The 26958-nt window shown below is 49.1% G+C and carries 22 protein-coding genes; 8 read left to right on the forward strand and 14 right to left on the reverse strand.

Annotated elements, in window-relative coordinates:
* The first annotated feature begins 147 nt into the window (after window positions 1-147).
* The gene (locus SYNPCCP_RS10825) at window positions 148-402 is read left to right on the forward strand and encodes a hypothetical protein (protein ID WP_010873269.1); all 255 of its coding nucleotides are present in this window, start codon (window positions 148-150) and stop codon (window positions 400-402) included.
* A 131-nt stretch (window positions 403-533) separates the two neighbouring features.
* Here the strand turns inward: SYNPCCP_RS10825 and SYNPCCP_RS10830 are convergent, their stop codons facing one another.
* Window positions 534-1322 carry an HAD family hydrolase gene (locus tag SYNPCCP_RS10830; protein ID WP_223211276.1) on the reverse strand — a complete coding sequence of 263 codons (789 nt, stop codon included), beginning with the start codon at window positions 1320-1322 and terminating at the stop codon, window positions 534-536.
* Between the two features lie 308 nt (window positions 1323-1630).
* Here SYNPCCP_RS10830 and SYNPCCP_RS10835 point away from each other — a divergent pair, with 308 nt between their 5' ends.
* Together SYNPCCP_RS10835 and SYNPCCP_RS10840 are read left to right on the forward strand one after the other, a co-directional pair.
* On the forward strand, window positions 1631-4321 hold the full coding sequence (locus SYNPCCP_RS10835; protein WP_010873271.1) for a phycobilisome rod-core linker polypeptide: 2691 nt from the start codon (window positions 1631-1633) through the stop codon (window positions 4319-4321).
* Window positions 4322-4594: 273 nt separating this feature from the next.
* Window positions 4595-6784, forward strand: coding sequence for a hypothetical protein (locus tag SYNPCCP_RS10840; RefSeq protein ID WP_010873272.1), 2190 nt, complete (start codon window positions 4595-4597; stop codon window positions 6782-6784).
* Window positions 6785-6810: 26 nt separating this feature from the next.
* On the opposite strand, the gene SYNPCCP_RS10845 is transcribed toward SYNPCCP_RS10840, so the two are convergent.
* Complete coding sequence (locus SYNPCCP_RS10845) at window positions 6811-8013, reverse strand: DNA double-strand break repair nuclease NurA (RefSeq protein WP_010873273.1); 1203 nt, start codon at window positions 8011-8013, stop codon at window positions 6811-6813.
* A 35-nt stretch (window positions 8014-8048) separates the two neighbouring features.
* The gene (locus SYNPCCP_RS10850) at window positions 8049-8561 is read right to left on the reverse strand and encodes a hypothetical protein (RefSeq protein ID WP_010873274.1); all 513 of its coding nucleotides are present in this window, start codon (window positions 8559-8561) and stop codon (window positions 8049-8051) included.
* 252 nt (window positions 8562-8813) lie between these two features.
* Between SYNPCCP_RS10850 and SYNPCCP_RS10855 the strand changes: the two genes are divergently transcribed.
* Window positions 8814-9884: a Gfo/Idh/MocA family protein gene (locus SYNPCCP_RS10855; protein ID WP_020862213.1), complete on the forward strand. Its 1071-nt coding sequence runs from the start codon at window positions 8814-8816 to the stop codon at window positions 9882-9884.
* A 73-nt stretch (window positions 9885-9957) separates the two neighbouring features.
* Complete coding sequence (locus SYNPCCP_RS10860) at window positions 9958-11889, forward strand: DUF4114 domain-containing protein (RefSeq protein WP_014407129.1); 1932 nt, start codon at window positions 9958-9960, stop codon at window positions 11887-11889.
* A 10-nt stretch (window positions 11890-11899) separates the two neighbouring features.
* Here SYNPCCP_RS10860 and SYNPCCP_RS10865 read toward each other — a convergent pair whose 3' ends face one another.
* Entirely contained in the window at window positions 11900-12082 is a 183-nt protein-coding gene (locus SYNPCCP_RS10865; protein ID WP_020862212.1) for a hypothetical protein, read from the reverse strand.
* Between SYNPCCP_RS10865 and SYNPCCP_RS10870 the strand changes: the two genes are divergently transcribed.
* From SYNPCCP_RS10870 to SYNPCCP_RS10880, 3 genes are all read left to right on the forward strand, one after another.
* On the forward strand, window positions 12081-12722 hold the full coding sequence (locus tag SYNPCCP_RS10870) for a hypothetical protein (protein WP_010873277.1): 642 nt from the start codon (window positions 12081-12083) through the stop codon (window positions 12720-12722). The genes SYNPCCP_RS10865 and SYNPCCP_RS10870 overlap by 2 nt on opposite strands.
* A gap of 227 nt (window positions 12723-12949) precedes the next feature.
* Window positions 12950-13477 carry a tetratricopeptide repeat protein gene (locus SYNPCCP_RS10875; RefSeq protein ID WP_010873278.1) on the forward strand — a complete coding sequence of 176 codons (528 nt, stop codon included), beginning with the start codon at window positions 12950-12952 and terminating at the stop codon, window positions 13475-13477.
* A gap of 59 nt (window positions 13478-13536) precedes the next feature.
* Complete coding sequence (locus tag SYNPCCP_RS10880) at window positions 13537-14004, forward strand: CBS domain-containing protein (RefSeq protein WP_010873279.1); 468 nt, start codon at window positions 13537-13539, stop codon at window positions 14002-14004.
* On the opposite strand, the gene SYNPCCP_RS10885 is transcribed toward SYNPCCP_RS10880, so the two are convergent.
* The 10 genes from SYNPCCP_RS10885 to SYNPCCP_RS10940 form a co-directional block, all read right to left on the reverse strand.
* Window positions 14001-15329, reverse strand: coding sequence for a recombinase family protein (locus SYNPCCP_RS10885; RefSeq protein ID WP_010873280.1), 1329 nt, complete (start codon window positions 15327-15329; stop codon window positions 14001-14003). The genes SYNPCCP_RS10880 and SYNPCCP_RS10885 overlap by 4 nt on opposite strands.
* A gap of 20 nt (window positions 15330-15349) precedes the next feature.
* Window positions 15350-15673, reverse strand: a complete 324-nt coding sequence (locus tag SYNPCCP_RS17680; protein WP_020862211.1) for a metal-sensitive transcriptional regulator — start codon at window positions 15671-15673, stop codon at window positions 15350-15352.
* Window positions 15674-16292: 619 nt separating this feature from the next.
* Window positions 16293-17915 (reverse strand): NAD(P)/FAD-dependent oxidoreductase, encoded by a 1623-nt coding sequence (locus SYNPCCP_RS10905; protein WP_010873283.1) that lies wholly within the window; start codon window positions 17913-17915, stop codon window positions 16293-16295.
* A 44-nt stretch (window positions 17916-17959) separates the two neighbouring features.
* On the reverse strand, window positions 17960-18814 hold the full coding sequence (locus SYNPCCP_RS10910) for an ABC transporter substrate-binding protein (protein WP_010873284.1): 855 nt from the start codon (window positions 18812-18814) through the stop codon (window positions 17960-17962).
* A 41-nt stretch (window positions 18815-18855) separates the two neighbouring features.
* Window positions 18856-19914, reverse strand: coding sequence for a virginiamycin B hydrolase Vgb (locus SYNPCCP_RS10915; RefSeq protein WP_010873285.1), 1059 nt, complete (start codon window positions 19912-19914; stop codon window positions 18856-18858).
* A 61-nt stretch (window positions 19915-19975) separates the two neighbouring features.
* A complete protein-coding gene (locus SYNPCCP_RS10920; protein ID WP_010873286.1) occupies window positions 19976-20434 on the reverse strand; it encodes a hypothetical protein in 459 nt (152 codons plus the stop codon).
* Window positions 20435-20819: 385 nt separating this feature from the next.
* Complete coding sequence (gene gcvT / locus SYNPCCP_RS10925; protein ID WP_010873287.1) at window positions 20820-21938, reverse strand: glycine cleavage system aminomethyltransferase GcvT; 1119 nt, start codon at window positions 21936-21938, stop codon at window positions 20820-20822.
* Between the two features lie 168 nt (window positions 21939-22106).
* Window positions 22107-24017, reverse strand: coding sequence for a molecular chaperone DnaK (gene dnaK / locus SYNPCCP_RS10930; protein WP_010873288.1), 1911 nt, complete (start codon window positions 24015-24017; stop codon window positions 22107-22109).
* A gap of 205 nt (window positions 24018-24222) precedes the next feature.
* On the reverse strand, window positions 24223-26367 hold the full coding sequence (locus SYNPCCP_RS10935; protein WP_010873289.1) for an IMS domain-containing protein: 2145 nt from the start codon (window positions 26365-26367) through the stop codon (window positions 24223-24225).
* 187 nt (window positions 26368-26554) lie between these two features.
* Window positions 26555-26890, reverse strand: a complete 336-nt coding sequence (locus SYNPCCP_RS10940) for a hypothetical protein (RefSeq protein WP_010873290.1) — start codon at window positions 26888-26890, stop codon at window positions 26555-26557.
* Window positions 26891-26958: the final 68 nt, after the last annotated feature.

The following is a 26958-nucleotide window of genomic DNA, read 5'->3' on the forward strand; positions in this document are numbered from 1 at the left end:
CGCTGCCGACTCTTATTTTTCCTGTCTATGATAGTTTTGCATTTGCACTCCTTGAATCAAGTTTATGTTAGACTGGGCGCAGATTAGTTAAGCGTTTTCAGCCAGTTTTCCGAATTTTTTGGACCCCTTCACAACAAACCTAAACCTATGAAAAACTTCCCCGCAATGATTGGTGGCAGCTTGATAGTTGGCTCTTTTGCTCTTTTTAGCGGAGCTATGCCCGGTATGGCCCAGGAAGTAGAATGCGAAGCCTATGAAGAAGATGGCATGGGCGTTGCGGTTTGCACTGATGATGATGGTAATACCGCCGTCAGTGTCACGGATGAAGAAGGCAATCAAGTCACCATTGTGGAAGATGAGGAAGGCAACGAATATACGGAAATTATCGAAGTGGAACAGTAAAATTGCAGAAGTTTTTGTGAAAGCAATTTATTTTCCTTTGGTCTAGAAAGCCGTTGGCAAAACTTTACTTTTTTTCTTAGGTCAACCCCAGTAAAGCTCAGGCAATACTATGGGTATTTTCTTGGTGTTCTCTAAAACCATTCGGAAAAGGGAGCAGAGAATTGTTGCAAAGACAGTAAGTGAAAACGTTTTTTTTGTTTGGCTAACCCTCGGCTATCTGGTGTGTTGTAGCCCCAATCTGCCAGAAATAAACTGGTTTGCTCTAGGGCAGGCTGGTTCGCAACGGTCTCCAGAGTGGTCAACATATCCTCCACAAACCAAAGGCGATCGCCGTCACATTGATGCTTGACTCGCAACTGTTCCAGGGTTTTGAATTTAGGTTGCTTAATTTCCTTGCCAATAATTTGTCCTAGAGGGAAATCTACTTTCTGATTTTTGAGCAACTGTTGTACGAAGCGGCCTTCCTTGGTGGTGACAACGTAAAGCCATTGAGGGTAGGGGGATTGTAGCCAATGATTTAACTGCCCAATTACCCCCGGATAAAAATGATGAAGTCCTAGCCAATAGGCCAAATCGTTGTGAATGTAGTTATCCCGCACCTGGTCTAGGACTGGAGCTAGTTGGGATTTGCCGATTTGTTCTTGGCGTTGTAGAGTCTGGGCAACGGCGGGCCATGCTGCTTCAATAGCGGCTGGTTCTACCCCCGTAGCCAAAGCTTTGAGTAGTAGGGGCATTTCCCACCCCGTTTCAATCACCGGCCTAAGGAAATAAAAGTTATCCCTTTGGCGATCGAGCTTCTCCCGCGGTAGATCTGGCCAAATTTGTCGACAAACTTGACAACTAGTTTGAAAATATTCCTGCAAACCGTCGCAGAGCACACCATCAAAATCCAGGACTAGCAAATGGGGAAATTTTTCCATAGATTCAAAGGGTGACATTTAAAACTGCATTATCAGTCATGTTTTTCCGGTCCTGGTATCAATCCCGATTTTTTTGATACAGTCCATTTTGCTTAGCCTTGGGAATGCCTAAGGGACTGCCAAACAGGGCCATTCAATCAAGTTCTCCTACATAAAAGTTAACAAAGCCCCTGTAGCGTTCCGAAACGTTCTACCCTAGATGCTGATTCACTTTTTTATGATGAACCTTTAAATAAGCCTTGGCCGGGCGGCTTTTTCCCTCGTTTTAAGGCGATCGCAATTTTGTTAATGGGAGATAATGAAATCCAATGAGTGTTAAGGCAAGTGGTGGCAGCTCACTAGCGCGACCCCAACTCTACCAAACCGTTCCCGTCTCCGCTATCAGCCAAGCAGAGCAACAGGATCGCTTCCTAGAAGGGTCAGAACTAAACGAGTTAACAGCGTATTTTCAGTCCGGTGCCCTGCGTCTAGAGATTGCAGAGACCCTAACCCAAAATGCCGACTTGATCGTCTCTAGGGCCGCCAATCGAATTTTCACCGGCGGTTCCCCCCTCTCCTACCTGGAAAAGCCCGTTGAGCGTCAACCTGCATTGGTGGGTGCCTCCAGTGATAGTCGCAATGGCAGTGTTACCTATGCCGAAAGCAATGGAAGCGGTGGTCTCTTTGGGGGACTCCGTTCTGTTTTTAGCAGTACTGGCCCCATTCCCCCTGGTTTCCGTCCCATTAACATTGCCCGGTACGGTCCCAGCAACATGCAAAAATCTCTCCGGGACATGTCCTGGTTTTTGCGCTACACCACCTATGCCATTGTGGCCGGGGACCCCAACATCATTGTGGTCAATACCAGGGGTTTGAAGGAAGTCATTGAAAATGCCTGTTCCATCGATGCCACCATTGTCGCCATCCAGGAAATGCGGGCTGCTTCCGCCGATTATTTCCGCAACAATGCCCAGGCTAAAGAGATTGTTCTGCAATACTTCGACATTCTCCTGAGCGAATTTAAAGCCCCCACCCCAGCCAATAAAGTTCGCCAGGGCCCTTCCAATGATATCCAAGGTTTAGAGCTACCCCAGAGCTATTTCAATGCCGCCGCTAAACGGCAGAAATACGCCATGAAGCCCGGTTTGTCCGCCCTGGAAAAAAATGCGGTCATCAAGGCAGCCTACCGGCAAATTTTTGAGCGGGACATTACCAAAGCCTACAGCCAATCCATTTCTTATCTGGAATCCCAGGTACGCAATGGCGACATTTCCATGAAGGAATTTGTCCGTCGTTTGGCTAAATCTCCCCTCTACCGCAAGCAATTCTTTGAACCCTTCATCAACAGCAGGGCTCTAGAATTGGCTTTCCGCCATATCCTTGGTCGGGGACCCAGCTCCCGGGAAGAAGTGCAAAAATACTTTTCCATCGTTTCTAGTGGTGGCCTTCCCGCCCTGGTGGATGCGTTGGTCGATTCCCAGGAATATGCCGATTACTTTGGGGAAGAAACAGTGCCCTATCTGCGGGGTCTAGGGGTAGAAGCCCAGGAATGCCGCAACTGGGGGATGCAACAAGATCTCTTTAGCTACAGCGCTCCTTTCCGCAAAGTTCCCCAGTTCATCACCACCTTTGCCCAGTACGATCGCCCGTTACCGGATCAACACGTCTATGGTTCCGGCAACGACCCCCTGGAAATTCAATTTGGGGCCATTTTCCCGAAAGAAACCCGCAATCCTAGCAAACGACCTGCTCCCTTTAACAAAGACACCAAACGGATTCTCATCCACCGGGGCCCGGCGGTTAATAACCAAGTAGGCAATCCCAGTGCTGTGGGCGAATTTCCCGGTAGTTTGGGGGCGAAAGTGTTCCGTCTCAATGGCGGTTTACCCGGTGCCAAAGTGGGCAAAAATACCGGCACCAGCGTCAAATTTGGTGAAAGCTCCACCCAGGCTTTGATTCGGGCTGCCTACCGTCAAGTGTTTGGTCGGGATCTGTACGAAGGGCAACGGCTCTCCGTGGCGGAAATTCAACTGGAAAATGGCGACATTAGCGTGCGGGAATTTATCAAGCGTCTAGCTAAATCGGAACTGTTCCTCAAGCTTTACTGGGCTCCCCACTACGTCTGTAAGGCGATCGAATATATGCACCGTCGCCTGCTGGGTCGTCCCACCTACGGCCGCCAGGAAATGAATCAATATTTCGACATTGCTTCTAAACAGGGTTTCTATGCTGTGGTGGAAGCGATGATTGATAGCAAAGAATACAGCGATGCCTTTGGGGAAGACACCGTTCCCTACGAGCGTTACCTCACCCCCGGTGGTCTACAAATGCGTTCCGCCCGGGTTGGTTCCCTGCGGGAAGACATTGGTCAACGGGTGGATAAGGAAGTTACTCCCCGCTTTGTGGAATTGGGCCAGGTTTCGGCCATCCGCACTGAGCCGGAAATTGCCTACCGCAGCAACCAAGGGGTTACCCGTCAACGGCAACAAACCAAAGTCTTTAAGCTGGTGTCCACCTACGATAAGGTTGCGGTTAAAAATGCCATCCGGGCCGCCTACCGTCAGGTGTTTGAGCGGGATTTGGAACCTTACATCATCAATTCCGAGTTCACTGCCCTGGAAAGTAAGCTCAGCAACAATGAAATTAACGTTAAGGAATTCATTGAAGGTTTAGGCACTTCCGAGCTCTATATGAAGGAGTTCTATGCCCCCTATCCCAACACCAAAGTGATTGAAATGGGTACCAAGCACTTCCTCGGTCGGGCTCCCCTCAATCAAAAGGAAATCCAGCAGTATAACCAAATTTTGGCCAGCCAAGGGCTAAAGGCCTTCATCGGGGCTATGGTCAACGGCATGGAATATCTGCAAACCTTTGGTGAAGATACGGTGCCCTACCGTCGTTTCCCCACCCTACCGGCGGCTAACTTCCCCAATACGGAACGGCTTTATAACAAGCTCACCAAACAGGATAAGGAGTTAGTGGTTCCCAGCTTTACCCCAGTAGTAAAAGTGGGCGGTTAGGTTGCGGTTGTTTAAAGCTTAGCTATTCCTGATTGGTTGATTGATTGTTCTGAACCTAGCTAGTATTCAACACTGGCTAGGTTTTTTGTTGTGGAGAGGACAATAATTCCTATATTTGGTAGGTTTTTGACTCCAGCCGAAGATGGGAGAAGTGGACAAAACCTGACAAAAATTCTCAGAAGTTAATTTTTAGGGCAATGCCATTGGCTATGCTGAGAGGAGCGGTCATGCTTATCGATCGCCGGTTTGGTTTTCCCCATTGCCTTATTTTCTATGGCCCACCCGTTGTATGTCGCTTTTGTTTGGCATCAACACCAGCCTTGCTATCAGTCCTATGGCATGGTGGGCAATGGCCATGGATATTATCAATTACCCTGGGTGCGGTTACATGGCACTAGGGATTACGGAGGGTTGATTAAGTTATGGGCCCGTTACCCTTCCCTGCATCAGACAGTTAGCTTCACTCCTTGTTTGCTAGCCCAATTGGAGGATTATGCCCAGGGTTTGGCCATCGATCGCCATTTAGCCCTCACCCTGAGCCCAGTGGAAAAGTTAAGCCTAGAGCAAAAGGTGGAAATTCTGACCACTTTTTTTGAGGCTAATCCCCGCACACAAATTTTTCCCCAGCATCGGTATCAACAGTTATACGAGCAACGTCAAAGGCAAGGGATAGACTGGTGTATATCCCATTGGCAACCCCAGGATTTTAGTGATCTGTTGGCCTGGCATAATCTGATTTGGTTTGATGCCCTCACCATCGCAGAAGATCGAGATGTGCGGGATTGGTATTTTCGGCAAAAATCCTTTACCCTCGGCGATCGCCAAAGAATTATTAGTAAGCAACGGCAAATTATCCAGGGAATTATTCCCCTCCATCGCCAGCTACAAGAATCTGGGCAACTGGAAATTATCACTAGTCCCTACGGCCACCCAATTTTGCCCCTTTTAGCGGATACCAACATTGCCCGCACTATACAAGCGGCCCTCGCCCTACCGGACCCCCGTTTTTGTTGGTCGGAGGACGGAATCAGGCAATTGCAACAGGGTAAGCAATACTATCGGAGCACCTTTGGCCGGGAATCCCGGGGTTTATGGCCGCCCGGACTGGCAGTTAGTCCTGCCATGTTGCAAACAGTGGCCCAACTCCGTTTTGAATGGTTATGTGCCGATGAATCCGTCCTGGCCCAGAGTTTGAGTACCAGTGCTGAAAGGTCTGTCTGGTTGAACTCGGTCTATCGAGTGCCCACGGAGGACGGGGAGTTGGCCATGGTGTTTCGGGACCAACAACTGTCGGATTTGATCAGTTTTCATTATGGGCGCTATTCCCCAGCCCAGGCAGCCGAGGATTTGATGGCCAGACTTTTAGCCCGCCGCCCCCAGGCGGAAAATGGCCAACCGAGATTGGTAACTATTGCTTTGGAGGGGGATCGAACCTGGAATGGCTATGAAAATAATGGCTTTGGCTTTTTGCAACAGTTCTATCAACAGTGTGAACAATTGGGTCGCCAAGGCCTACTGCAATTGGTGACAGTGTCCAAGTTTATAGACCAATTTCCCCCTACCCAAGTTCTGGCCCAACAGAATGGCATCCCTATTCCTCTGATAGGCTCCTGGAATCGGGGCAATTTCAGTAAATGGATCGGTCAACCCAGCCAAAACCAGGCTTGGGATTACTTAATTGACGCCAGGCAAGCCTTAGCAAGTCATCCTGAAGCCACAGAGGAAAATAATCCTGAAGCTTGGCAGGCTCTCTACGGGGCAGAAAGCTCCGATTGGTTTGAGGCTTTTGGCCAAGGTCATTCTCCCCAAACCCTCAATTCTGAAGCCCTATTCCGCCAACATTTGATCCGGCTCTACCACGCCCTTAACGAAACTCCGCCCGGTTATTTGCACCATCCCTTAATTGATCAAAATGGCGATCGCCCGTTGGGCGGTTATCTCTATCCCCACTGGGATAATTTAACTAATTTGATTCCTTGGCAGGTGGCTAATGGTCTGGCGGTGCAAGAGGGCAAGGAATTCGTGCAAACAATTTACTATGGCCACGATCGCCAACGGTTGATCCTGCGGTTTGATTTCCAGCGACTGTTGCCGGAATTGATCCCAGATGAACTCCATTTAGCTTGGTACTATCCCTATCTGCCCCATGGCCATGCCCCCCTGGCGATCGCCTCTTTGCCAGACCAAGGGCCGTTAAATTACTATTTCCATCACCACTGCCGCATTAATCTGCACCATCTCCAAAGTCACCACGACATTGCCGTGGGGCCCAACCGTTGGCAACCCCATCCCCAACGGCCCCAATTAGTCCATCAAGGACAAACCCTAGTGATGGTAATTCCCATGGCCGCTTTGACCACACCTAGGCCAGAGAGCCTCGACTTATTATTGTTGCTAGCCCAGCAAGGGGAATTTTGGGCTAATTTATCCGGGGACAATCTGGTGCAATGGCGTTTGCATTAGCTGATTTTTGCTGACCACCATCACATCTAAACCACCGTATTCCTTTTCCTGGCTTCCTTATAGGAAGTGCCAATGCTCCTCAGCCCCGTCCTGACCAATTGTTGTTCCAACAGGGCAAAAAAACGACGGCGATCGCCGCCCCGCACCACGGCCTGATTATGGGCTTCCGCTAGGGCCACGGGATAACCAAAACCCTTTTCTATCTGACTAAGGACAATGGCTAAGGATTGATCAAGCAACTCCGAATCCTCCGCTAGCCAAACGGGAAATTCCACCCTCGCTACCTCCGAACTGCCTTGGACATAGCAAAAACAAACCCGTTGTTCTGGGGCATAGGCTTCCAAAATGCGGGCATTACTATGCCAAATCGGCCCCCGTTGTCCAGGGGATAGAAACTCCTTCCACAGATTGCTATCCCGCAGCGGGTCAAAAATTTGACAGGGGGTTTTCCGTTCCTCCGCCTGACAACCTTCGCAATGGCTGACGCAATTGGGGCTTTCGTGGGGACAAGCCTGGAGCCGCAAAAGATTAATCGATTCCACACTCCTGGGGGCACTGATGTAACTCATCAGGGGAATGCGGGCCTGACGTAGCGTTTCCCAGGCGGCCAAAATCGGTTCCAGAATTTGGTTCCTTGCTTCCTGGGGTAAATTTTCCAAAAACCAATAAATTAGCGAACCATCCACCATGGCTAAGTTAGGGTCGCTGTGGGGCCCTGGGGGGCTAACCCAACGACAGGCTAGGGCGGCTAACCTTTCCGCTTCCAACACAGTGCGGCGATGACCCAACCATTCCTCGGTGCGAATACCCCAACGGCGGGAAGCGTATAAATCTTCAGGACGGTAATAAACCTCCGGCACACTGTCCAACAGAGGATGTAAATTTTGCCCATAGTGGAGCATCACCCGGCCAATGTTGAGCAGGTAACAGTAAGCGATTTCATGGTGGGAGGGCGCAATTTGGGAACCGTCCGTGGCAAACACACTGTGGTTAACCGGAGCCTCCCCAATGTTGACCCTTGTATCCAATGGTTCCAGAGGCCTAGCCACTGCAAAAAAGAGGCGATCGCCCCATTCTGTCAGGGTGTTGAGCAAATAGGATTGACGCTGTTGAGCTTGGAAAAATAATTCCTTAGCCCTTTCTAGCCGTTGATGGCCAGCAGTGGCTTCCTGACGGAAATGTTGCCCCAGGGCCGGCATTTGGCCAGCTAACTTGGTGATATCAAGCATAGAGGAGGCAAAATTAGGATCTATGGGGTCTAGATTTAGTAGAAGAAAATTGCTCCCGTGGGTTGCAAGTTAATGGAGCGGTGGCCGTAAAAACGTTCCTCTATATTGACATCACCTTTGGTTACAGTGATCACTGCCACATTATCAGCCCCTACCATTTGGGTGCGGGCATCGACGGGAACAGTAAATTTAAGCAAAAAGGATTGTTCTGGAGTGCTGGGGGTGGCATTTTCGGGATAGACCATGATGTAGGCATTATCGCCAAAGTTTTCGAGCAGAACTGTTTCCCCTGGGGCTACCGAAGCCGGGGGGAATGATTCCAAGTTAGAAATGTCATAGTCCAAAGCCACATCTGTTTTATTAACCAACTTAACCTTGACCGGCTTTTTGGGGTCAAATCTACCGACGGGCTGCCAAAAGCCCGGCTGATAGGTGGTGGCAGGGGGATCCTGGGCTTCGGCTATGGTGGCGTAAAGGGCTGGAGTTAGACCAACAAAGGCCGTGGTCAGTAAAGAAAGGGAAGCGGTCAGAGGACGAATATTCGGCATAGATAAATTCCTTGATGTAAGTTTGGTAAAGTTTTTCGATCAAATCACCAAAATCAGTTCCAGCACAATTATTGGGGTCAGTTTTAACCCCGGTCCAGAAAATCGGCGATAATCTCCCCTGGGTCGGTTTTTGACTGGGGAAAGAAGAGAAACACGGCCTGTGCTAGTATCTAAGGCATGAATTTTCGTGAAGTTAATTATAACAGTCAGTATTTTGCGGCTGGCTAGGTGTTTAGGAGTGGCAACAGCATCATGACGAGCCATCAGCTCAACGGGCAACGGAGTTACCTTCAGCCGATCCGCATCGGGGTGATTGGGGTGGGCAATATGGGACAGCACCATACCAGAGTCCTGAGCCTGATGAAGGATGTGGAGTTTGTGGGTATTGCCGATGTCAATGTGGAACGGGGCCTAGACACCGCCAGTAAGTATCGGGTGCATTTTTTTGAAGATTATCAGGAGATGTTGCCCCATGTGGATGCGGTTTGTGTGGCGGTTCCCACTAGGCTCCATCACGATGTGGGCATGAATTGTTTGCAAAATAATGTCCATACTCTGATTGAAAAACCCATTGCCGCTAGCATTGCTGAAGCGGAATCCCTGGTTAATGCCGCCGCCGATGCCAATTGCATTCTCCAAGTGGGGCACATTGAACGCTTCAACCCGGCATTTTTAGAGCTAACCAAAATTCTCAAAACGGAAGAGTTATTGGCGATCGAAGCCCATCGCATGAGTCCCTATTCCCAGCGGGCCAATGATGTCTCCGTGGTATTGGATTTGATGATCCATGACATTGACCTGTTGCTGGAATTGGTGGGTTCGGAAGTGGTTAAACTGTCCGCCAGTGGCAGTCGGGCTTCTGGGTCAGGATATTTGGATTATGTCACCGCTACGTTAGGCTTCTCCTCCGGCATTGTGGCCACCCTCACCGCCAGTAAGGTCACCCATCGTAAAATTCGTTCCATCGCCGCCCACTGCAAAAATTCCCTCACCGAAGCGGATTTTCTCAATAACGAAATTTTGATCCATCGCCAAACCACCGCTGATTGGAGCGCGGACTATGGCCAGGTATTGTATCGCCAGGATGGTCTAATCGAAAAGGTTTACACCAGTAATATTGAACCTCTCCACGCTGAATTAGAACATTTTATTCATTGTGTTAGGGGAGGTGATCAACCCTCAGTGGGGGGAGAACAGGCCCTCAAGGCCCTGAAGTTAGCCAGTTTAATTGAAGAAATGGCCCTGGACAGTCAGGAATGGCATGGGGGGGAAGTTGTGACAGAATATCAAGATGCCACCCTGGCCCTCAGTGCGAGTGTTTAAATCAACTTAATTAATGCAATTATTGCGAGTTCAAACTCGATAACTTTGTGAAATATTACTGTTGAATTAATCTATGACTATTCAATACACCCCCCTAGCCGATCGCCTGTTGGCCTACCTCGCCGCCGATCGCCTAAATCTCAGCGCCAAGAGTAGTTCCCTCAACACCAGTATTCTGCTCAGCAGTGACCTATTCAATCAGGAAGGGGGAATTGTAACAGCCAACTATGGCTTTGATGGTTATATGGGAATTCCCGGTATGGATGGCACCGATGCGGAATCCCAACAGATTGCCTTTGACAACAATGTGGCCTGGAATAACCTGGGGGATTTGTCCACCACCACCCAACGGGCCTACACTTCGGCTATTAGCACAGACACAGTGCAGAGTGTTTATGGCGTTAATCTGGAAAAAAACGATAACATTCCCATTGTTTTTGCGTGGCCCATTTTTCCCACCACCCTTAATCCCACAGATTTTCAGGTAATGCTTAACACGGGGGAAATTGTCACCCCGGTGATCGCCTCTTTGATTCCCAACAGTGAATACAACGAACGGCAAACGGTAGTAATTACGGGCAATTTTGGTAATCGTTTAACCCCAGGCACGGAGGGAGCGATTTATCCCGTTTCCGTAGGCACAGTGTTGGACAGTACTCCTTTGGAAATGGTGGGACCCAACGGCCCGGTCAGTGCGGTGGGTATTACCATTGATAGTCTCAACCCCTACGTGGCCGGCAATGGTCCCAAAATTGTCGCCGCTAAGTTAGACCGCTTCAGTGACCTGGGGGAAGGGGCTCCCCTCTGGTTAGCCACCAATCAAAATAACAGTGGCGGGGATTTATATGGAGACCAAGCCCAATTTCGTTTGCGAATTTACACCAGCGCCGGTTTTTCCCCCGATGGCATTGCCAGTTTACTACCCACAGAATTTGAACGGTATTTTCAACTCCAAGCGGAAGATATTACGGGACGGACAGTTATCCTAACCCAAACTGGTGTTGATTATGAAATTCCCGGCTTTGGTCTGGTGCAGGTGTTGGGGCTGGCGGATTTGGCCGGGGTTCAGGACAGCTATGACCTGACTTACATCGAAGATCATGACAACTATTACGACATTATCCTCAAAGGGGACGAAGCCGCAGTTCGCCAAATTAAGAGGGTTGCTTTGCCCTCCGAAGGGGATTATTCGGCGGTTTATAATCCCGGTGGCCCCGGCAATGATCCAGAGAATGGTCCCCCAGGGCCCTTTACTGTGTCCAGTAGTCCCCAGGTAATTGAGGTAACGGATACCATCGGCCAGCCCACCAAAGTCTCCTATGTGGAAGTGGATGGCCCCGTATTGCGTAATCCCTTCAGTGGTACTCCCATTGGGCAAGAGGTGGGTTTAGCGGTTAAAGATCTGGCCACAGGTCATGAAATTTATCAGTACACTGACCCAGATGGGAAGGTATTTTATGCTTCCTTTGCTGCCGCTGATGACCAAGCCACGGATTTAACCACGGCGATCGCCAATCCCACGGCCATCGATTTAATTAACGCCAGGGGATTTACGGCGGGTAGTTCCGTCACCGTATCGGGTTCCTACAGTCGGGAAGCCTTTTTTGATGGATCCATGGGTTTTTATCGACTTCTGGACGATAACGGTGCAGTGCTAGATCCCTTAACAGGTGGTGTAATCAACCCAGGACAGGTAGGTTATCAAGAAGCAGCTTTGGCAGATAGCAATCGTTTGCAAGCCACTGGCTCCACCCTAACGGCAGAAGACCTAGAAACCAGAGCATTTTCCTTCAATATTTTGGGTGGCGAGTTGTATGCGCCATTTTTAACGGTTAATGACAGTCTTTCCGGTATTAATCAGACTTATTTTGCCTTTGGGTCGGCCAACCCAGATGGCATCAGCCACAGCACAAACTTGGGACCCAACGTGATTGGTTTTGAAGATTTTCTCGGCGGAGGAGACCTAGATTTCGACGACATCATTGTCAGATTTACGCTGACTTAGCTCAGGGGCATTATCGGAGCAAGCCGATATTCAGGTAAGATGGGGCGGTGCTTTTGTGGGTTGATCCATTAGCTTTAACCCCATTGTCTCCACTGACGGTAATAGTTTTCCCCACTGCGATTAATTGTTTTGTTTGGAGGAGGGACTGCCCCACCGTCAGCCCGCCGCCATAGTTTTGCATTTCCACTGCCATGGGCATCGAACTCCGTAGTTACGTTTACCTGGATAGTCTCCAGTCCCAACATGCAGCCTACATTGGGACGGTGGCCTCCGGCTTTTTGCCGCTACCGGGGGATTGTTCCCTCTGGGTGGAAGTTTCCCCAGGCATTGAAATTAACCGCATTACCGATATTGCTCTTAAGGCAGCGGTGGTGCGGCCGGGGGTATTATTTGTGGAACGGCTCTACGGTTTGTTGGAAATCCATGCCAGTAATCAGGGGGAAGTGCGGGCGGCAGGGCAAGCGATTTTGGCATATATCGGTGCCAAAGCCAGTGACTGCATCAAGCCCAAGGTGGTGTCTAGTCAAATTATTCGCAACATCGATGCCTATCAAACCCAGTTAATTAACCGTAATCGGCGGGGCCATATGCTGTTGGCGGGGCAAACCCTGTTTGTATTGGAAGTGCAACCGGCGGCCTATGCTTCCCTGGCGGCCAATGAGGCGGAAAAGTCTGCCTCTATCAATATTTTGCAGGTTAGTTCCATCGGTAGTTTTGGTCGACTTTACCTGGGAGGGGAAGAAAGGGATATTAAGGCGGGGGCGCGGGCAGCCATTGCGGCGATCGAGAATGCCCCAGGCAAAGTGCCCACCCTGGAAGGTAAAAATGAATAATGGAGGCTCGTCACAATACATTTCACCGTAGGCTGCTTCTCTATCCCTCTCGATCGCCGAAGAAACGTTAACAACCTAGGCCAGAGCATTTTCCTAGTGAGATGGAAGCGTAACCACGTACAATGGGCTTCTGGGGTTAGCGATCGCCAAAGATGTTGGCCGTCGGGGCCGTTGCCTATTTTGTCGCCCGTTAATTCTTTCACCGAAGTATTAAGTTCACTGTTCCCATGACTGAGTCTCTACCCATTGTTTATCTTTCCGTCTTATTGATTATTTTGGGGGGACTGGGCATATTTGTCTTCAGTCAGGTGTTAAAGGCCCGTCGCCTAGAAAATACCTTTAGCAAACTACAAAAGAAGCTACAAAACACCAAAGGTACCGCCCAGGAATATTATCAATTGGGTAGCATTTATTTAGACAAAAAATTATATTCCCAATCGATTAATTTATTTCAAAAAGCCCTCAAAATGGCCGAGCAAGTGGAGCCAGAAAACCAAGCTTTGATTTACAATGCTATGGGCTATGCCTGTTTCGCTCAGGAGCAATTTGATCTGGCCATTCGCCATTACAAAGATGCCTTGAAACTATACCCAGATTATGTCATTGCTTTAAATAACTTAGCCAATGTTTATGAAAAAAAACAAATGGTTAACAAGGCGTTGGAAACCTACCAAGAAACTTTAGCAATAGAACCCAACAATAAAGTAGCTCAACGGCGGGCCAATTCCTTGAAAAAACGGCTTGTCGAGACTTAGAATAGATTGGGTATAACAAAAAAAAGTTAGGTCAAAGTTCCAAATTCAGCATAGGTTTTATGAGCAGAACGGTTGGGGAAGTGATGACCCCGAATCCCATCACAGTCAAACCAGATACCCCCCTACAGGATGCCATTCGTCTTTTGGCGGAGAATCGCATCAGTGGCATGCCGGTGCTGGATGACCAGGAAAAATTGGTGGGGGTCATTTCCGACACCGACTTGATGTGGCAGGAGTCTGGGGTGGATACGCCTCCCTATGTGATGTTGCTAGACAGTATTATTTACCTACAAAATCCCGCCCGCCACGAACGGGAATTGCACAAAGCCCTGGGACAAACGGTGGGGGAAGTGATGAACGATGTTCCTATTAGCATTTTGCCCACCCAAACTTTACGGGAAGCGGCCCATTTGATGAATGAGAAAAAAATTCGCCGTCTGCCAGTGTTGAATGTGGAAAGTAGGCAACTGATCGGTATTTTGACCCAAGGGGATATTATCCGCGCCATGGCCCGGGGAGAAGCCTAGGTCGCTGGGTTTCCCTTGGCTCCAAAGACGAAGGTGAGGCAAAAATCCCATCCCTGGGGTTTTCGTTCCAATTGGATACTACGAATAAACTCCCGGAAGTAAAAACGGCGTTCCGTTTCCGACAGGTCTCGCCAAAATTGCGGTAGGGAAACGGCAGGAATGATGCGTTGCAATTCGTCCGGGGGCATTTGGTCCAACTGTTGTTGTAGCTGGGCCAGGTCTTGTTTCAGTTGGTACCGGCGCAGTTGATGAGTGTGGCTGTCCAGTACGCCCCGCTGTTCCCAGGTGGGTAGTTGCTCGAGTAAACTCTGTTTTTCAACGATCGCCTGTTGTAAATGCTGATACTCGGTGCCCAGGGAAGACGGGGATAACTGGGCCACAGCCAGGGGCAACTGCTGACAAATTTGCTTAATTACCTGTTCTAACAATTGTCCATAGGCGATCGCCTGGCATTGTGGTTGTTCGGGACAATGGCGGGGCCGGAGATAAAGATAGGCCTTGCTTTGATGACGGGATGTCACATGGGCCACCACCCAGGGGGTCTGGCAACGGCCACAACTCACTAAACCAGCTAAGGAACGGGGGGCACTGGCGGTGCGGCGTGGTAGAGGAGCGTTACGGCGTAGGAGGCGGTCAATTTGGGCTGCTTCAGTGCGGCTTAATAAAGGGGCATGGGTATCGGCAATGACGGTTTGATTTTGGTAGAGCAAATCCCCCCGATACACGGGATGGCTTAACCAACGTCGTCCGGTGGCCACGGCAATTTTCTTGCCATAGGTCTGTTCCAAATAGCGGACAGAGCTCCGCAGGCAACCAGAGAGGATAAATTTTTCAAAAAATGCTTTCACTACCGGAGCTGTCGCCCGGTCCACCACATAATGGCCAGAACTACGACGATAACCATAGGGCGCTTTACCAGGGGGAGGAGCTAAAGCTAAACGATTACGGGCGTGGCCTCGGCGGAGACTATCTTTGCGTTGTTCTTGCTCTAGGTTGGCCCACAGTTCTGACCATTGTTGTCTGGCGATCGCCATTTCGGCCTTGCCATGGTTCTGATAATCCTGCTCTAGGGCGATGACCGTGATGCCATAATTTTCCAATTGGGTCAAAGTTTGGCTGACTTCGGCGGTGGACTGGCCCAATTCATTGAGATTTCTAACCAGACAATAATCAATGCTCTGATTTTGGCAATGCTCCAACAGTTGCCCCAGGGCTGACCTTTCCCCTAGATCCACATAAACTTGGTCCACCTCCACTCCCCAAATCTGAGGATCCGGTGCTGGTTCCAACAGGCGATCAGAATAAACGTAGGCAACAATACGCATGGCGACAGGTTGTAAAAACCCTATAAAAACCGGTCTAGGGCTTCCTTCAACTCCGCCAACTCCTGCTCAATATTGCCTTCCGCCGCCGCCCTGGTGATGCACTCATTCATGTGGTCATCCAAAATTAATCTAGCCACCCGGTCTAATGCCCCCCGGACTGCCGCCACCTGAATTAACACCTCTGGGCAGGGACGATTTTCCTGCACCATGGTTTTCACTCCCCGAATATGGCCTTCAATGCGGGAGAGGCGATTAACTAACTTTTGTAAGGATTCTTGGCTGTGGACATGGGGATGGGCGTGACTATGGCGGGCAGAAGGATGGGGTACGGGTTGGGAAGTCATACGTTCAATATTTGTCGATATTTGCCGATAAAACCATTGCCCAATTAGACAATTTTTCTTGATGTTAGCGGGGGGGAGAATTTTGCGTCGCTGATGGCTTATTTTCGGGAGGACACCTTTAGCCCAATAGCTTATCGTAGTCTTCGTGTGTACCAATCCAAAACCACACATAGCCGTCATCGGTTTCAACCGACAATGCTCGATAATCTAAGGTGACTCGAACAGACCATAATTCTCCCACTTTTTTGAAATGGAGTGAGGGATGGCGAGGATTTTGGTTGAGTAATTGATAAGCCTTATCTGCCCGTCTCTGAATTTCTTCTGGCAGATGCCGATAACAAAACCAGAAATCAGAGTTAGTGTGGTGGTTCAAAGCACTTTTGTCCGACCAGCGTTATGGTCTGCCAATGCCTTTTCCGCTAAGGCTTTTAGCTTACCAGACTTAGAGTCTTGCTCAATTTGACGATCCCATGCATGCCAATCGTACTCGTGGAACCATACGCGGAATTTGGCGAAATCCGAGGGACTTAGCTGTTTAACTTGTCTTTCAATTTGTTCTAAGTTACTCATCAAATTTATCAATACCCTAGCTAGGTTTGGCGTTACAAGATTATTCTACTCAGACGTCAACTTTAGCAAAAAAATCCAAGGCGATCGCCTCTGCTACCTTAATGCCATCAATGCCAGCGGATAAAATGCCCCCAGCGTAACCAGCCCCTTCCCCAGCAGGGTAAAGGCCAACGGTGTTAATGCTTTGGAAATCATCTCCCCGTTTAATGCGAATGGGAGAAGATGTTCTAGTTTCCACCCCAGTTAACACAGCATCATCCATGGCAAAACCCCGGATTTTTTTATCAAAAGCAGGAATGGCTTCCCGCAAAGCGGCGATCGCATAATCGGGCAAACTTTCCCCTAGGTTGACTAGTTTTACCCCCGGTTTATAGGAAGGTAGAACGAAGCCAAATTTAGTGGAAGGCCGATTGGCTAGGAAATCCCCCACCAGTTGCCCCGGTGCTTGGTAGTTTTCTCCCCCCAACTGGAAAGCCCGCTCCTCCCAAAATCTCTGCAAAGCAATGCCCGCTAAGGGATGATCTGGATAATCCACTTCCGGAGTGATGCCCACCACAATGGCGCTGTTAGCATTGGCTTCATCCCGGGCGTATTCACTCATGCCGTTGGTGACTAATCGACCTGGTTCCGAGGCGGCAGCCACCACTTTTCCCCCCGGACACATGCAAAAGCTGTAAACCGATCGCCCGTTTTGGCAATGGTGAACTAATTTATAATCGGCGGAACCAAGGCGGGGATGGCCAGCTTGCGTCCCAAAACGACATTGATCTATTAAAGATTGAGGATGCTCAATGCGAAAACCAATGGAAAAGGGTTTTGCTTCGATATAAACTCCCCGTTCAAATAACATTTTAAAAGTGTCCCTGGCACTATGTCCCACCGCTAGCACCACATGGTTAGTGGCAATATAATCGCCATTTTCTAGGGTTACTCCCTGCACTTGATTATCTTTGATATTTATGTCAGTAACATGGCTTTGAAAATGAATTTCTCCCCCCAACTCTTCTATGGTGGAGCGCAAATTTTGCACAATTTTAACGAGGCGATAGGTGCCAATGTGGGGACGATTAATATAAAGAATTTCTGGATCGGCTCCGGCCTTAACAAATTCCTCCAACACTTTGCGACCGTAATGGTTTGGGTCCCGCACCTGACTGTAAAGTTTGCCATCGGAAAAAGTTCCTGCTCCCCCCTCCCCAAACTGCACGTTGGATTCAGCATGGAGTTTTCCTTTCACCCAAAAGCGAAATGTGTCCACACTGCGGTCCCGTACCGATTTGCCCCGCTCCAAAATAATCGGTTTCAGACCCATCTGGGCCAGTAGTAAACCGGCAAACATGCCACAGGGTCCCGTGCCAATCACAATGGGCCGTTTTCCCTCAAATTTTTGATCGGGCTTAACCTGGGCAACAAGTTTATAGGTTGTATCAGGACTGGGGATTATTTGGCGATCGCCGGCCAATTTGTTCAGTAGTTTTTGCTCTAGGGGCGTTACTACATCAACAATGTAAACCAAAAGAATTTGCCCCCGTTTGCGGGCATCATAACTACGTTTAAAAATGGTGTAACTGGTTAATTCTTTGCTGCTAACACCTAACTTTTTTAAGATAGCCTCTTCCAAAGCTATATCGTCATGGTCTAGGGGTAGTTTGATTTCACTAATGCGTAACATTTAAGAAACTTACTGAATAGGCATTTTTTTTGAACTCAGTCTGTTTATGGAGAAACAACCGCATCATCGACCGCATACTTTGTGATCAATTCCTGGATACATCCACTTTTTTTTAGTTCACTGATAAAAGACTGGAGATAGCTTAGCCCTTGGGGGCGGCCTTTTCCTGTGGCCATGGCCTGATGAATAATCATAAAAGATGTTGATAAAATCCTTAATCCACCATAGCGCTTCATGTCCGCCACCAACTGGTTGCGAATTCCTGCCCCAACTGGAAATTTGTGGGCGAGCATAAAACCTGTTACCTCGGGAGATGTCGGGGCCTGGACGAGGTGGGCATGGTGAATATTCCGATCCAAGAAAAGGTTATAAACACTGTTCTTGCCAACAACTATCTGAATGCCGGCACGATCCACATCAGCCAGGGTTAGGATTGGGGAATCTTGTCTGACGATATAAGCACCTTCAATTTGAATGTAGGGGTTGGTGTAATCTACACTTTCAGCCCGCCAAGGATCCACCCCAAAGAAGCCAATATCAGATAAATTTTTACTTACCCTTTCAAAGGAAACAGCCGCAGCTTGGACTACGGTAAATTCACTGGGAACCCCTAGCCCTTTTGCCAGTAAATGGGCAATATCAACGGAGATACCAAAAGGGCCAAAGTCATCAGCTTCGGTTGCAAGAACATAGTTGCCAGTATTAATGGCAACCCGGAGTGTCCCTGTGGGAGTTAGCTCCCGAATGGCCGCAGTAGATGGCTGAGGCAAATTGGTTGCTTGGCAAGTCGTCGGCGCAAGGGGAGGGACAGCCTCAGCATGGGCAGAGGTTTGCCCCAAACCAAGATAGAGCGGACTGGCTAGGCCAAGGATTAGTAAACATTTCCGAAATAAATTCATAGGCGATCACCTTGGCATAAGTGATGAGCAGCGGTGAATGTTTAGGGAATACGTTCAAATAAAACGATTTGATCAACACCCTGCTGTCCAGCCCAAATTTTGTCTCCAACACCGTTCATCTGTAGAGTCTGTACATTCTGTTTATTGCCAGGAAAAACCGTAAATGACATCGTCTCTGGATTAAATTGATGGATTGAATTCGTTCCAAAATCAGAACTCCAGACCCGGTCTTGGTTATCCACATAGGTCGAATAGCCCCGGGGCCCTAAGCCTGGCAGTTTATAAGAATCCCAACTCTTATTTTGGGGGTTAAAGCGCATCAAAGCCCCATTTCCCCAAGTTGTGATCCAAATATGACCTTGAGAATCAGACCAAATTCGGCGGGAGCCATTGGCCTTATCATCCGGAATCGGAAAAACTTCCGGGAGATAGGTTTTCGTATCAATCCGAGCAATGTAATTCCCCGCCAAACTAGTGTACCAAACTTCCCCCTTGGGAGTTGCAGTCATTCCATAGGGACCAAATCCCTGGGGAGCAGGGAAAATTTTCATATCTCCAGTACTCGGATCTAAGCGTCCGTAATAGCCATTTTGAGCCGTAAACCAGAGAATCCCCTCGCCATCGAATACTGGGGTATTTAAATTGCCGTAACCCATACTGCCGGAGAAGGGAGGGAGTTGAAAAGTCTTAACTTCATGGGTTTTGCGGTCAAACCGACGAATGGCATTGGATTCATCACAGATCCAAAGTCCTCCATCCGGGCCCATAACTACACCATGGGGATGGGAACCAGTCCCCAATGGATAAAGTTTTACTTCGCCGGTTTTAGGATTGAGATGCCCAATGACACCAGACCATTGCCCATTAAACCAAACCGACCCATCGGGATCTGGGGCAACATCCCGGGTACCAATGCCGGGAACAGTGGGATAAATGGTAACTTTATAACGACTGGCATCATTGCCGATCGCCTCTGGTGCTGGAATCCCAGATGTTTTGTAGGTTGAGGCCGGCACGGGAGCCGCTAGGGCGGCATCAAAACTAGCAGGCCAAGAAAGAACTAGGGCAATTAGTAGGGATTTAGCTGGAAAGGGACTCATGGCAGTTATCTCAGTTACTGTAATGGTTGTTATGAACGATGGGCGGGAAACGATGGGCAAACTAACCGCAGCCAATGGCTTCTAGGTCGTAGGTAAACCCTTTGGACTGGGGATAAAGGCGATAATTTTCCAGAATCTTGACATTAAACACATCCAGAACTTTCCCAGGCTGATTAACTTGTAACGGCCCCCAGACAATTGGATTGGTGGAGTCTGGGACGAAAATTGGGGCACCGGACTCAAAAATGGTGTCGTCTGAATATCGAGCAATTAACTGGGTTGGATAACTAGCCCCATCGGTTGTCACAGGGGTGAGCTTGATCGTAACGGTAGATATTGGGCGAGTAATCAGAAAATAGGTGTTGCCATGGGAGCTAAAACCAAGCTCAGGGCCGATGGTCACTCGAACGGTGTTGCCCGCAGTGGAAGATACCTGGGGAGGAAGTGGTGCACAGGTTTCGGCGGCGGCTGTACCAGCAAATAATACAGCGCAGATCATAAAAATTAAATTAATTTTCATTGAAAGAAATAATGTACCTTAAATTGACGTGAGTTCGAGATTAGGACTTACTGAAAGCCTTGTCTTTAATCAAGGTTTTCCTCTCAGAACGTGTTTGAAAAGCGCAAGACTAGGTATTTATCCCCCTAAATCCCACTTAAAAAGGGGGACCTTTGTCACAGTTCCCCCCTTTCCAAGAGGGGCTAGGGGGGATTAAACAGCCAAAACTCAACTTTTTAAACGCTTTCTCGGGGCAACCGAAATAGAGCCAGCAAATCCCAACATTGTCAATTTTATTCGTACACGCTCCCACCATGGGTTCAAGGCGAACTAAATAAATTTAGGGATCAAACAAAGTCTTTGATTTACTGAGCTTTCTCATTTTTAGCCTTACCCAAAACTCAGGTTAACGAGGTTTTTGCTCGGAACGATAAAAGAGCTTTTTCACAACTTTTATGCCATAAGTTTTACCCCGAACTTCCACTTCCAATTCCTGGCCCACTTTGGCCAGTTCCGTGGGGACGTAACCCAAGGCGATCGCCTTTTGCAGGGTAGGAGAAAGGGTGCCACTGGTGACAATGCCCATAATTTCGCCGTTGTGGAGAATAGGATAATCATGGCGGGCAATTTGTTTTGCCAACATCTCCAAGCCCACTAAACGTTTTTCCACTCCATTGGCTTTTTGTTCTGTCAACACCGCACGACCAATGAAATCCCCTTTACTATCAAGGTGTACCAACCAACCCAAACCTGCTTCCAGGGGCGTTGTTTCGTCATTCATATCCTGTCCATACAAACCCATGCCAGCTTCCAACCGTAAGGTATCCCTGGCTCCTAAACCGCAGGGAGTAACACCTTTTGACCCGAAAGTTTGCCAGAGTTGTTTTCCCACTTCTGGGGAAACCATAATTTCGAAGCCATCTTCCCCGGTATAACCAGTACGGGCAATGAAGGCTTTTTCCCTGAGAAATTCTGCTTCCAAATGGCCAAAGGCGGGTAATTCACCTAAATTCTGATCCACTAAAGGCTGCAAAATTGTAAGTGCCTCTGGGCCTTGGAGGGCAATTAAAACCTTTTCCCTGGATAAATCTTGAAAATCAATCTCTTCAGGTAAATGCTCCAGTAACCACTGCTTATCCTTGACCGTCGTGGCGGCATTAACAATTAAAGTTACCCGTTCTTGTCCTTCTGGGTTTTTGCCCTGGTCATAAACAATAATGTCATCAATGATTCCCCCTTGGGCATTCAACAACACAGTGTACTGGGCTTTACCGGGAGTTAAACGGTCTAAATCTGAAGGCACTAAACTTTGCAATGCTGCCAAAACCTTCTGTCCAGTCAGGACAAACTTCCCCATATGGGAAATATCAAACATCCCCACCTTTTCCCGCACCGCTTGGTGTTCCTGTTTTAGCCCAGCAAATTGTACCGGCATTTCCCAACCCCCAAAGGTTGTGAGCTTGGTAGTTTGTTCCGTAATGAGGTTGTAAAGGGGAGTACGCAAGGCAGGGAAAAGATTGGCCACAATGGTTCCAGGAATCAAAAATCAAAGAAATCAGCAAGTCCTTTCTGCATAATAGATTTTTCCTAAAAAAAGCACAAAAAATCCCCCTGGTTAAAGGAGGATTATCGAATCTGATTCCCCCAGTATTGGGGGCTAGGGGACTTTCAATACAGGTTTTAAAACCCAGACCTATTTCTCCGGCTCAGAGAATTCCGCATCGATGACATCATCGCCACCGCCACTGCTAGTTCCCGCTTCAGGGCCAGCACCGGGAGCGCCTACCCCAGCCTCTGCTCCAGCCTGTTGGTACATATTGGAACCAATGCTGTAGAGAACCTGTTGTAGTTCCGGCATCACCGTTTGGATTTTGGCATCATCTTCCTGGGCTACAGCTTCCTTCAGGTCTTTGATTAAACCTTCCGCTTTGATTTTATCAGCGGCGGGCACTTTATCGCCCAACTCGGTGATTTGTTTTTCCGCTTGGTAAACGAGGGAATCCGCTTGGTTTTTGCGGTCAATTTTCTCCCGACGTTCTTTGTCAGCGGCGGCGTTGGATTCAGCTTCCTTCACCATCCGGTCTACTTCCGTATCAGGCAGGGTGGAAGCCCCGGTGATGCTGATGGACTGCTCCTTGCCCGTACCCCGGTCTTTAGCAGTGACATTCAAAATACCGTTGGCATCAATATCGAAAGTAACTTCGATTTGAGGTACGCCCCGGGGAGCAGGGGGGATACCATCTAAGCGGAAGGTTCCCAAGCTCTTATTGTCATTGGCCATTTCCCGTTCCCCTTGGAGCACATGGATTTCCACGTTGCTTTGACCGTCCACAGCGGTGGAGAAGGTTTCAGATTTTTTGGTGGGGATGGTGGTGTTGCGGGGAATGATTTTGGTCATGACGCCCCCTAGGGTTTCTACGCCCAAGGAGAGGGGAGAAACATCCAGGAGCAGAATGTCTTTGACTTCCCCAGAAAGTACACCCCCTTGGATAGCAGCTCCGACGGCCACTACTTCATCGGGGTTAACTCCTTGGTTGGGATCTTTGCCAAGAATTTTCTTTACCACTTCTTGCACGGCGGGAATCCGGGTGGAACCGCCAACAAGAACGATTTCATCCAGGGCAGATTTATCGATTTTGGCATCCCGAATGGCATTTTCCACGGGAATACCACAACGATCAATCAGGTCGGAGCAAATTTCTTCAAACTTGGCCCGGGACAGGGTGGTGTCTAGATGTTTAGGCCCATCCTGGGTGGCAGTGATGAAGGGCAGGTTAATTTCCGTTTGGCTCACGCCGGAAAGTTCGATTTTGGCTTTTTCGGCCGCTTCGGTTAACCGTTGTAGAGCTTGCTTATCCTTACGGAGGTCGATGCCCTCGGCCTTCTGGAATTCACCGGCCAGGAAATCGACAATTTTTTTGTCGAAGTCGTCCCCTCCCAGATGGGTATCCCCAGAGGTGGCTAATACTTCAAATACCCCTTCCCCTACTTCGAGGATGGAGACGTCAAAAGTACCGCCCCCTAGGTCAAACACCAGAATGGTTTCGTTATCCTTTTTATCCAGACCGTAGGCTAGGGAGGCAGCGGTGGGCTCGTTAATAATTCTCAGGACTTCGATCCCGGCGATTTTACCCGCATCTTTGGTGGCTTGCCGTTGGGAGTCGTTAAAGTAGGCAGGAACGGTGATGACGGCTTGGGTAACGGTCTCCCCTAGGTACTTGCTGGCATCGTCCACCAATTTCCGCAGCACTTGGGCAGAAATTTCTTCCGGGGCAAACTGTTTTCCTTGGGCTGGGCAATCTAGTTTCACATTGCCGTTGCCGTCTTTAACTACGCTGTAGGCAACTTCGGTGGCTTCATTGGTAATTTCATCAAATTTACGACCAATGAATCGTTTGACAGAATAAAAAGTATTGCCCGGGTTCATCACCGCTTGACGCTTGGCAATTTGCCCCACTAGGCGATCGCCATTTTTGGCATAACCAACCACCGATGGGGTCGTGCGAAAACCTTCTGCATTGGCGATAACAGTGGGTTTACCCCCTTCCATTACAGCCACACAGGAATTGGTAGTACCGAGGTCAATCCCAACAACTTTTCCCATAATTTTAATTAACTCCCGTTAACAAGTAAGAATATAAGACACAACGATGGGCCGAAAAGCCATGGTTCCAATCCATTGCCTGGGGCCGACACGTTCACACTCTTATAGTGACGGTAGGGGCTTAGTTCTCGGAAGTGCAGGTTTCCGTACCTATGGGGGCATCTAGCCGTATGCCATTGGTCAAAAGGGGAGTTAACGCCACGCACTAACGGGGGCCATTTACCACTTGTATTTGGTCAATTTTCCAAACCCCTTGGTGTCGTACTAGCTGATAGCGCACAGTCAAGTCATCTTTGGTGGCGGAGCCCTTCTGCTGTTGATTACCTAGGGTAAAGGGCTGGCTAATTTCTTCTACCCGGGCAGTAACGGTGGCTCGGTTGGGGTCTTGGGGGTTAACTTGATAGGCTAAAATCTGCAACTTGTGTTCGTATTGGTGATAGACCTTTTGGGCTTGATCCCGTTGGGCCCGACCCCGTTGTTGGGCAAGGAGATTGGGGGCTAAAACACTCTGCAATGCCCCGACATCGTAGTTTTGGCCAAAGGCTAACTTTTTACTATCAAGCCAGCCTTGTACTACCATCTGACCCACTTGCTGATTGAAGTTGGGTTGACTGAGAATCAAATTCCGGCTCGTGGCTTCATCGGGGATAAATTCTGAAGGTTGGTCCAGGAAAACATCTAGGGGGTCTTCTAGCAACCCACCTAGGGGATCGCCAGTACGATTGATAATTAGGGCAGTTGCCCCCCCCACAATGCCTGCTAGGCAAAGCAGAAAAATGCCGAAGCGCACCGGCTTGATGGTCACCCGTTTTTTGCGTCGCCGGGGAGATTTATGTTTACTGGTGGATTCTGGGGCGGAGTTACTGGAAAAACCGTTGCTAGTGCTATCCCCGCCAATACCGTTGGTGCCCAAGGAGTGGGTGTCGTAGGCGATCGCCGGAGATAGGGTGGTGACGGCCAAACCACTGGAATTGTCGGCGCTGGGGAAAACATCGTCTCGGGAACGTCTTGGACTGCGTCCCCGTCGTGAGGGAACGGTGGAGGTCAAAGGGCGATCGGGAAGGGCGGCGGAACTATGTACCATGGGAGTTTCCGATTCCGTTGCGGTGCTAAGGAGGGCAGGGGAGGCAAAAGAATTGTCAGTGGTGAAGGAATCCGGCTCTAGTTGTTCTAGATACTGCTGAACGGAGGGATTATTGAAATAGGCCTTGGGGGAAAGGGTCTCCGGAGAAAGATCCCTAAAGTAGGGGACAATTTCTTCCTCTAGCCACTGCTCAGTGAAAGTATAAAAAGCAGTTAAGGGGTCTTCCCCCGTCGCTAACTTAGATTCGAGGCCAGCTACTATTTTCGGATCTCCCTGGTCGATCGCCGCCAGAACAACTTCCGTTTGACCCAATAATAATTCACAAATTACCTTTTCTAGGGCCAAATCTTGACAATTTTCCAACTGTATAATCAAAGATTTTGCTTCGACAATGGCCATGGGGTCCTGTTCCTTCACTCCCTCAGCCATCAGACTATGTACTGCCAAATAGCTTGCTACTAAAGATGGCCGTTGACTTTCGGGCAAAAATAGGGCGTTTTGCTCGGCCACTGTGAGGTGACAGCGTAGTTGGTGGATGAATTTTAGAAAGTCATCATTTCCCAATCCGGAATAATCTTCCCCCTTACCTTCAATGCCGCCCCGGTCCTGCACCATCGCTTGCAACAGAGCTAGACCCTGCTGACGTTGCTCCTCCCCTTGCCCCTCCTTAGCCAAAAGTTCGAGGATACGGTAGGGTCGCAGACGGTATAGTTCCTGACGAATTTCTGCTTCCAAGGCGGGGAAGTCATTATCCTGTTGCAACCGAGCTAGGGCCTTAAGACTGGCGGTGGCGGCAAATTCATACTGCTGTTGTTGCCAACGTTCCCGGCTCAGTTCCCAGTGGGCCAAAATTACCGAAAGCAAATAGTCCTGGGGCAGGCCTCCCGCCGGAGGGTTGGGATCGTGGAGTACTGGCTCACCATACTTAACCACGAGTTCGTATTCCCCCAAATCCAACAGGATCAACAGGGCTCCAATTTCTTGCTCTGGGCTACATTCCAACTCCGGGGTAGTGAGGGGTAAGGCCTCCCCCAGGGCTTCATCCATGGCTCCCCACCATTCTTGGTCGTATGCCTGACGTTTTTCCGGATCCCTCAGGGTTTCATAGGCGATCGCCAGTAATTGATTGCGGAGAGTAACTGCGGCGTCACTAAATTCTCGCCGGGGTAATTGTAAAAGGCGATCTTGGTAGGCCTGCTCAATGGTTTCCCCACCACTCTGGGGAGGAATGCCTAAAATACGATAAAAGTCGAGGGGGATAAACACCGGAAAAAGCCTTGGCAGGACAGGTTCAGTTTAAAAGCTTATGGGGAAATAGCACGGAATAGCACTGACGGTTTCTGGGGAGTCGGAAGACATGTTAAAGGCTAATACCATACTATACGACAGCTTTTTTGTGACTAATAATTCCAAAAAAAACCAAAAACCTGCTTTGCCAGCCTAAATCGCGCCCTCAAAACGATTCTAGTCCTCCATCGTCCCCGGGAGCTTGCCAGGTGGCCACCGACCGCAGGCTAAGGGGAATAACTTCATCACAGGGAAATTCCAGCAGGGTTTCGGATGTCATCAGATAACCAGAATTAAGAAAAAACAGCAATAGTCTCCCCAGGGCTACCCACACCACTTCGTCGAACTCCCAATCTCGACCCCGCCCGCTGTGACAGGCGATCGCCTGGAGGGCCCAAAAATAATTATTCCGAACAATGGAACCACCTTTTTTGTAAGCTGGCAAATCTTCAGCGGCAATCACCAGCAAATCCGCCGCCGCTAACCAACATTTCATCAACACCTCAACTAAGGAAACAGTGCAACTACGGAAGATCAGGGAAAAGTAGAGGGAATAAGCTCAATGGTGCT

This window comes from Synechocystis sp. PCC 6803 substr. PCC-P (assembly GCF_000284455.1).
In the GTDB taxonomy this organism is placed as follows: Bacteria; Cyanobacteriota; Cyanobacteriia; order Cyanobacteriales; family Microcystaceae; genus Synechocystis.

Coding starts and splice junctions, on each gene's coding strand:
- SYNPCCP_RS10910 (WP_010873284.1), bottom strand. CDS start 18,814: ATGAATTTATTTCGGAAATGTTTACTAATCCTTGGCCTAGCCAGTCCG.
- SYNPCCP_RS10835 (WP_010873271.1), top strand. CDS start 1,631: ATGAGTGTTAAGGCAAGTGGTGGCAGCTCACTAGCGCGACCCCAACTC.
- SYNPCCP_RS10845 (WP_010873273.1), bottom strand. CDS start 8,013: ATGCTTGATATCACCAAGTTAGCTGGCCAAATGCCGGCCCTGGGGCAA.
- SYNPCCP_RS10830 (WP_223211276.1), bottom strand. CDS start 1,322: ATGGAAAAATTTCCCCATTTGCTAGTCCTGGATTTTGATGGTGTGCTC.
- SYNPCCP_RS10850 (WP_010873274.1), bottom strand. CDS start 8,561: ATGCCGAATATTCGTCCTCTGACCGCTTCCCTTTCTTTACTGACCACG.
- SYNPCCP_RS10885 (WP_010873280.1), bottom strand. CDS start 15,329: ATGCGTATTGTTGCCTACGTTTATTCTGATCGCCTGTTGGAACCAGCA.
- SYNPCCP_RS10875 (WP_010873278.1), top strand. CDS start 12,950: ATGACTGAGTCTCTACCCATTGTTTATCTTTCCGTCTTATTGATTATT.
- dnaK (WP_010873288.1), bottom strand. CDS start 24,017: ATGGGAAAAGTTGTTGGGATTGACCTCGGTACTACCAATTCCTGTGTG.
- SYNPCCP_RS10905 (WP_010873283.1), bottom strand. CDS start 17,915: ATGTTACGCATTAGTGAAATCAAACTACCCCTAGACCATGACGATATA.
- SYNPCCP_RS10825 (WP_010873269.1), top strand. CDS start 148: ATGAAAAACTTCCCCGCAATGATTGGTGGCAGCTTGATAGTTGGCTCT.
- SYNPCCP_RS10880 (WP_010873279.1), top strand. CDS start 13,537: ATGAGCAGAACGGTTGGGGAAGTGATGACCCCGAATCCCATCACAGTC.
- SYNPCCP_RS10865 (WP_020862212.1), bottom strand. CDS start 12,082: ATGGCAGTGGAAATGCAAAACTATGGCGGCGGGCTGACGGTGGGGCAG.
- SYNPCCP_RS10855 (WP_020862213.1), top strand. CDS start 8,814: ATGACGAGCCATCAGCTCAACGGGCAACGGAGTTACCTTCAGCCGATC.
- SYNPCCP_RS17680 (WP_020862211.1), bottom strand. CDS start 15,673: ATGACTTCCCAACCCGTACCCCATCCTTCTGCCCGCCATAGTCACGCC.
- SYNPCCP_RS10870 (WP_010873277.1), top strand. CDS start 12,081: ATGGGCATCGAACTCCGTAGTTACGTTTACCTGGATAGTCTCCAGTCC.
- SYNPCCP_RS10860 (WP_014407129.1), top strand. CDS start 9,958: ATGACTATTCAATACACCCCCCTAGCCGATCGCCTGTTGGCCTACCTC.
- SYNPCCP_RS10915 (WP_010873285.1), bottom strand. CDS start 19,914: ATGAGTCCCTTTCCAGCTAAATCCCTACTAATTGCCCTAGTTCTTTCT.
- SYNPCCP_RS10920 (WP_010873286.1), bottom strand. CDS start 20,434: ATGAAAATTAATTTAATTTTTATGATCTGCGCTGTATTATTTGCTGGT.
- SYNPCCP_RS10840 (WP_010873272.1), top strand. CDS start 4,595: ATGGCCCACCCGTTGTATGTCGCTTTTGTTTGGCATCAACACCAGCCT.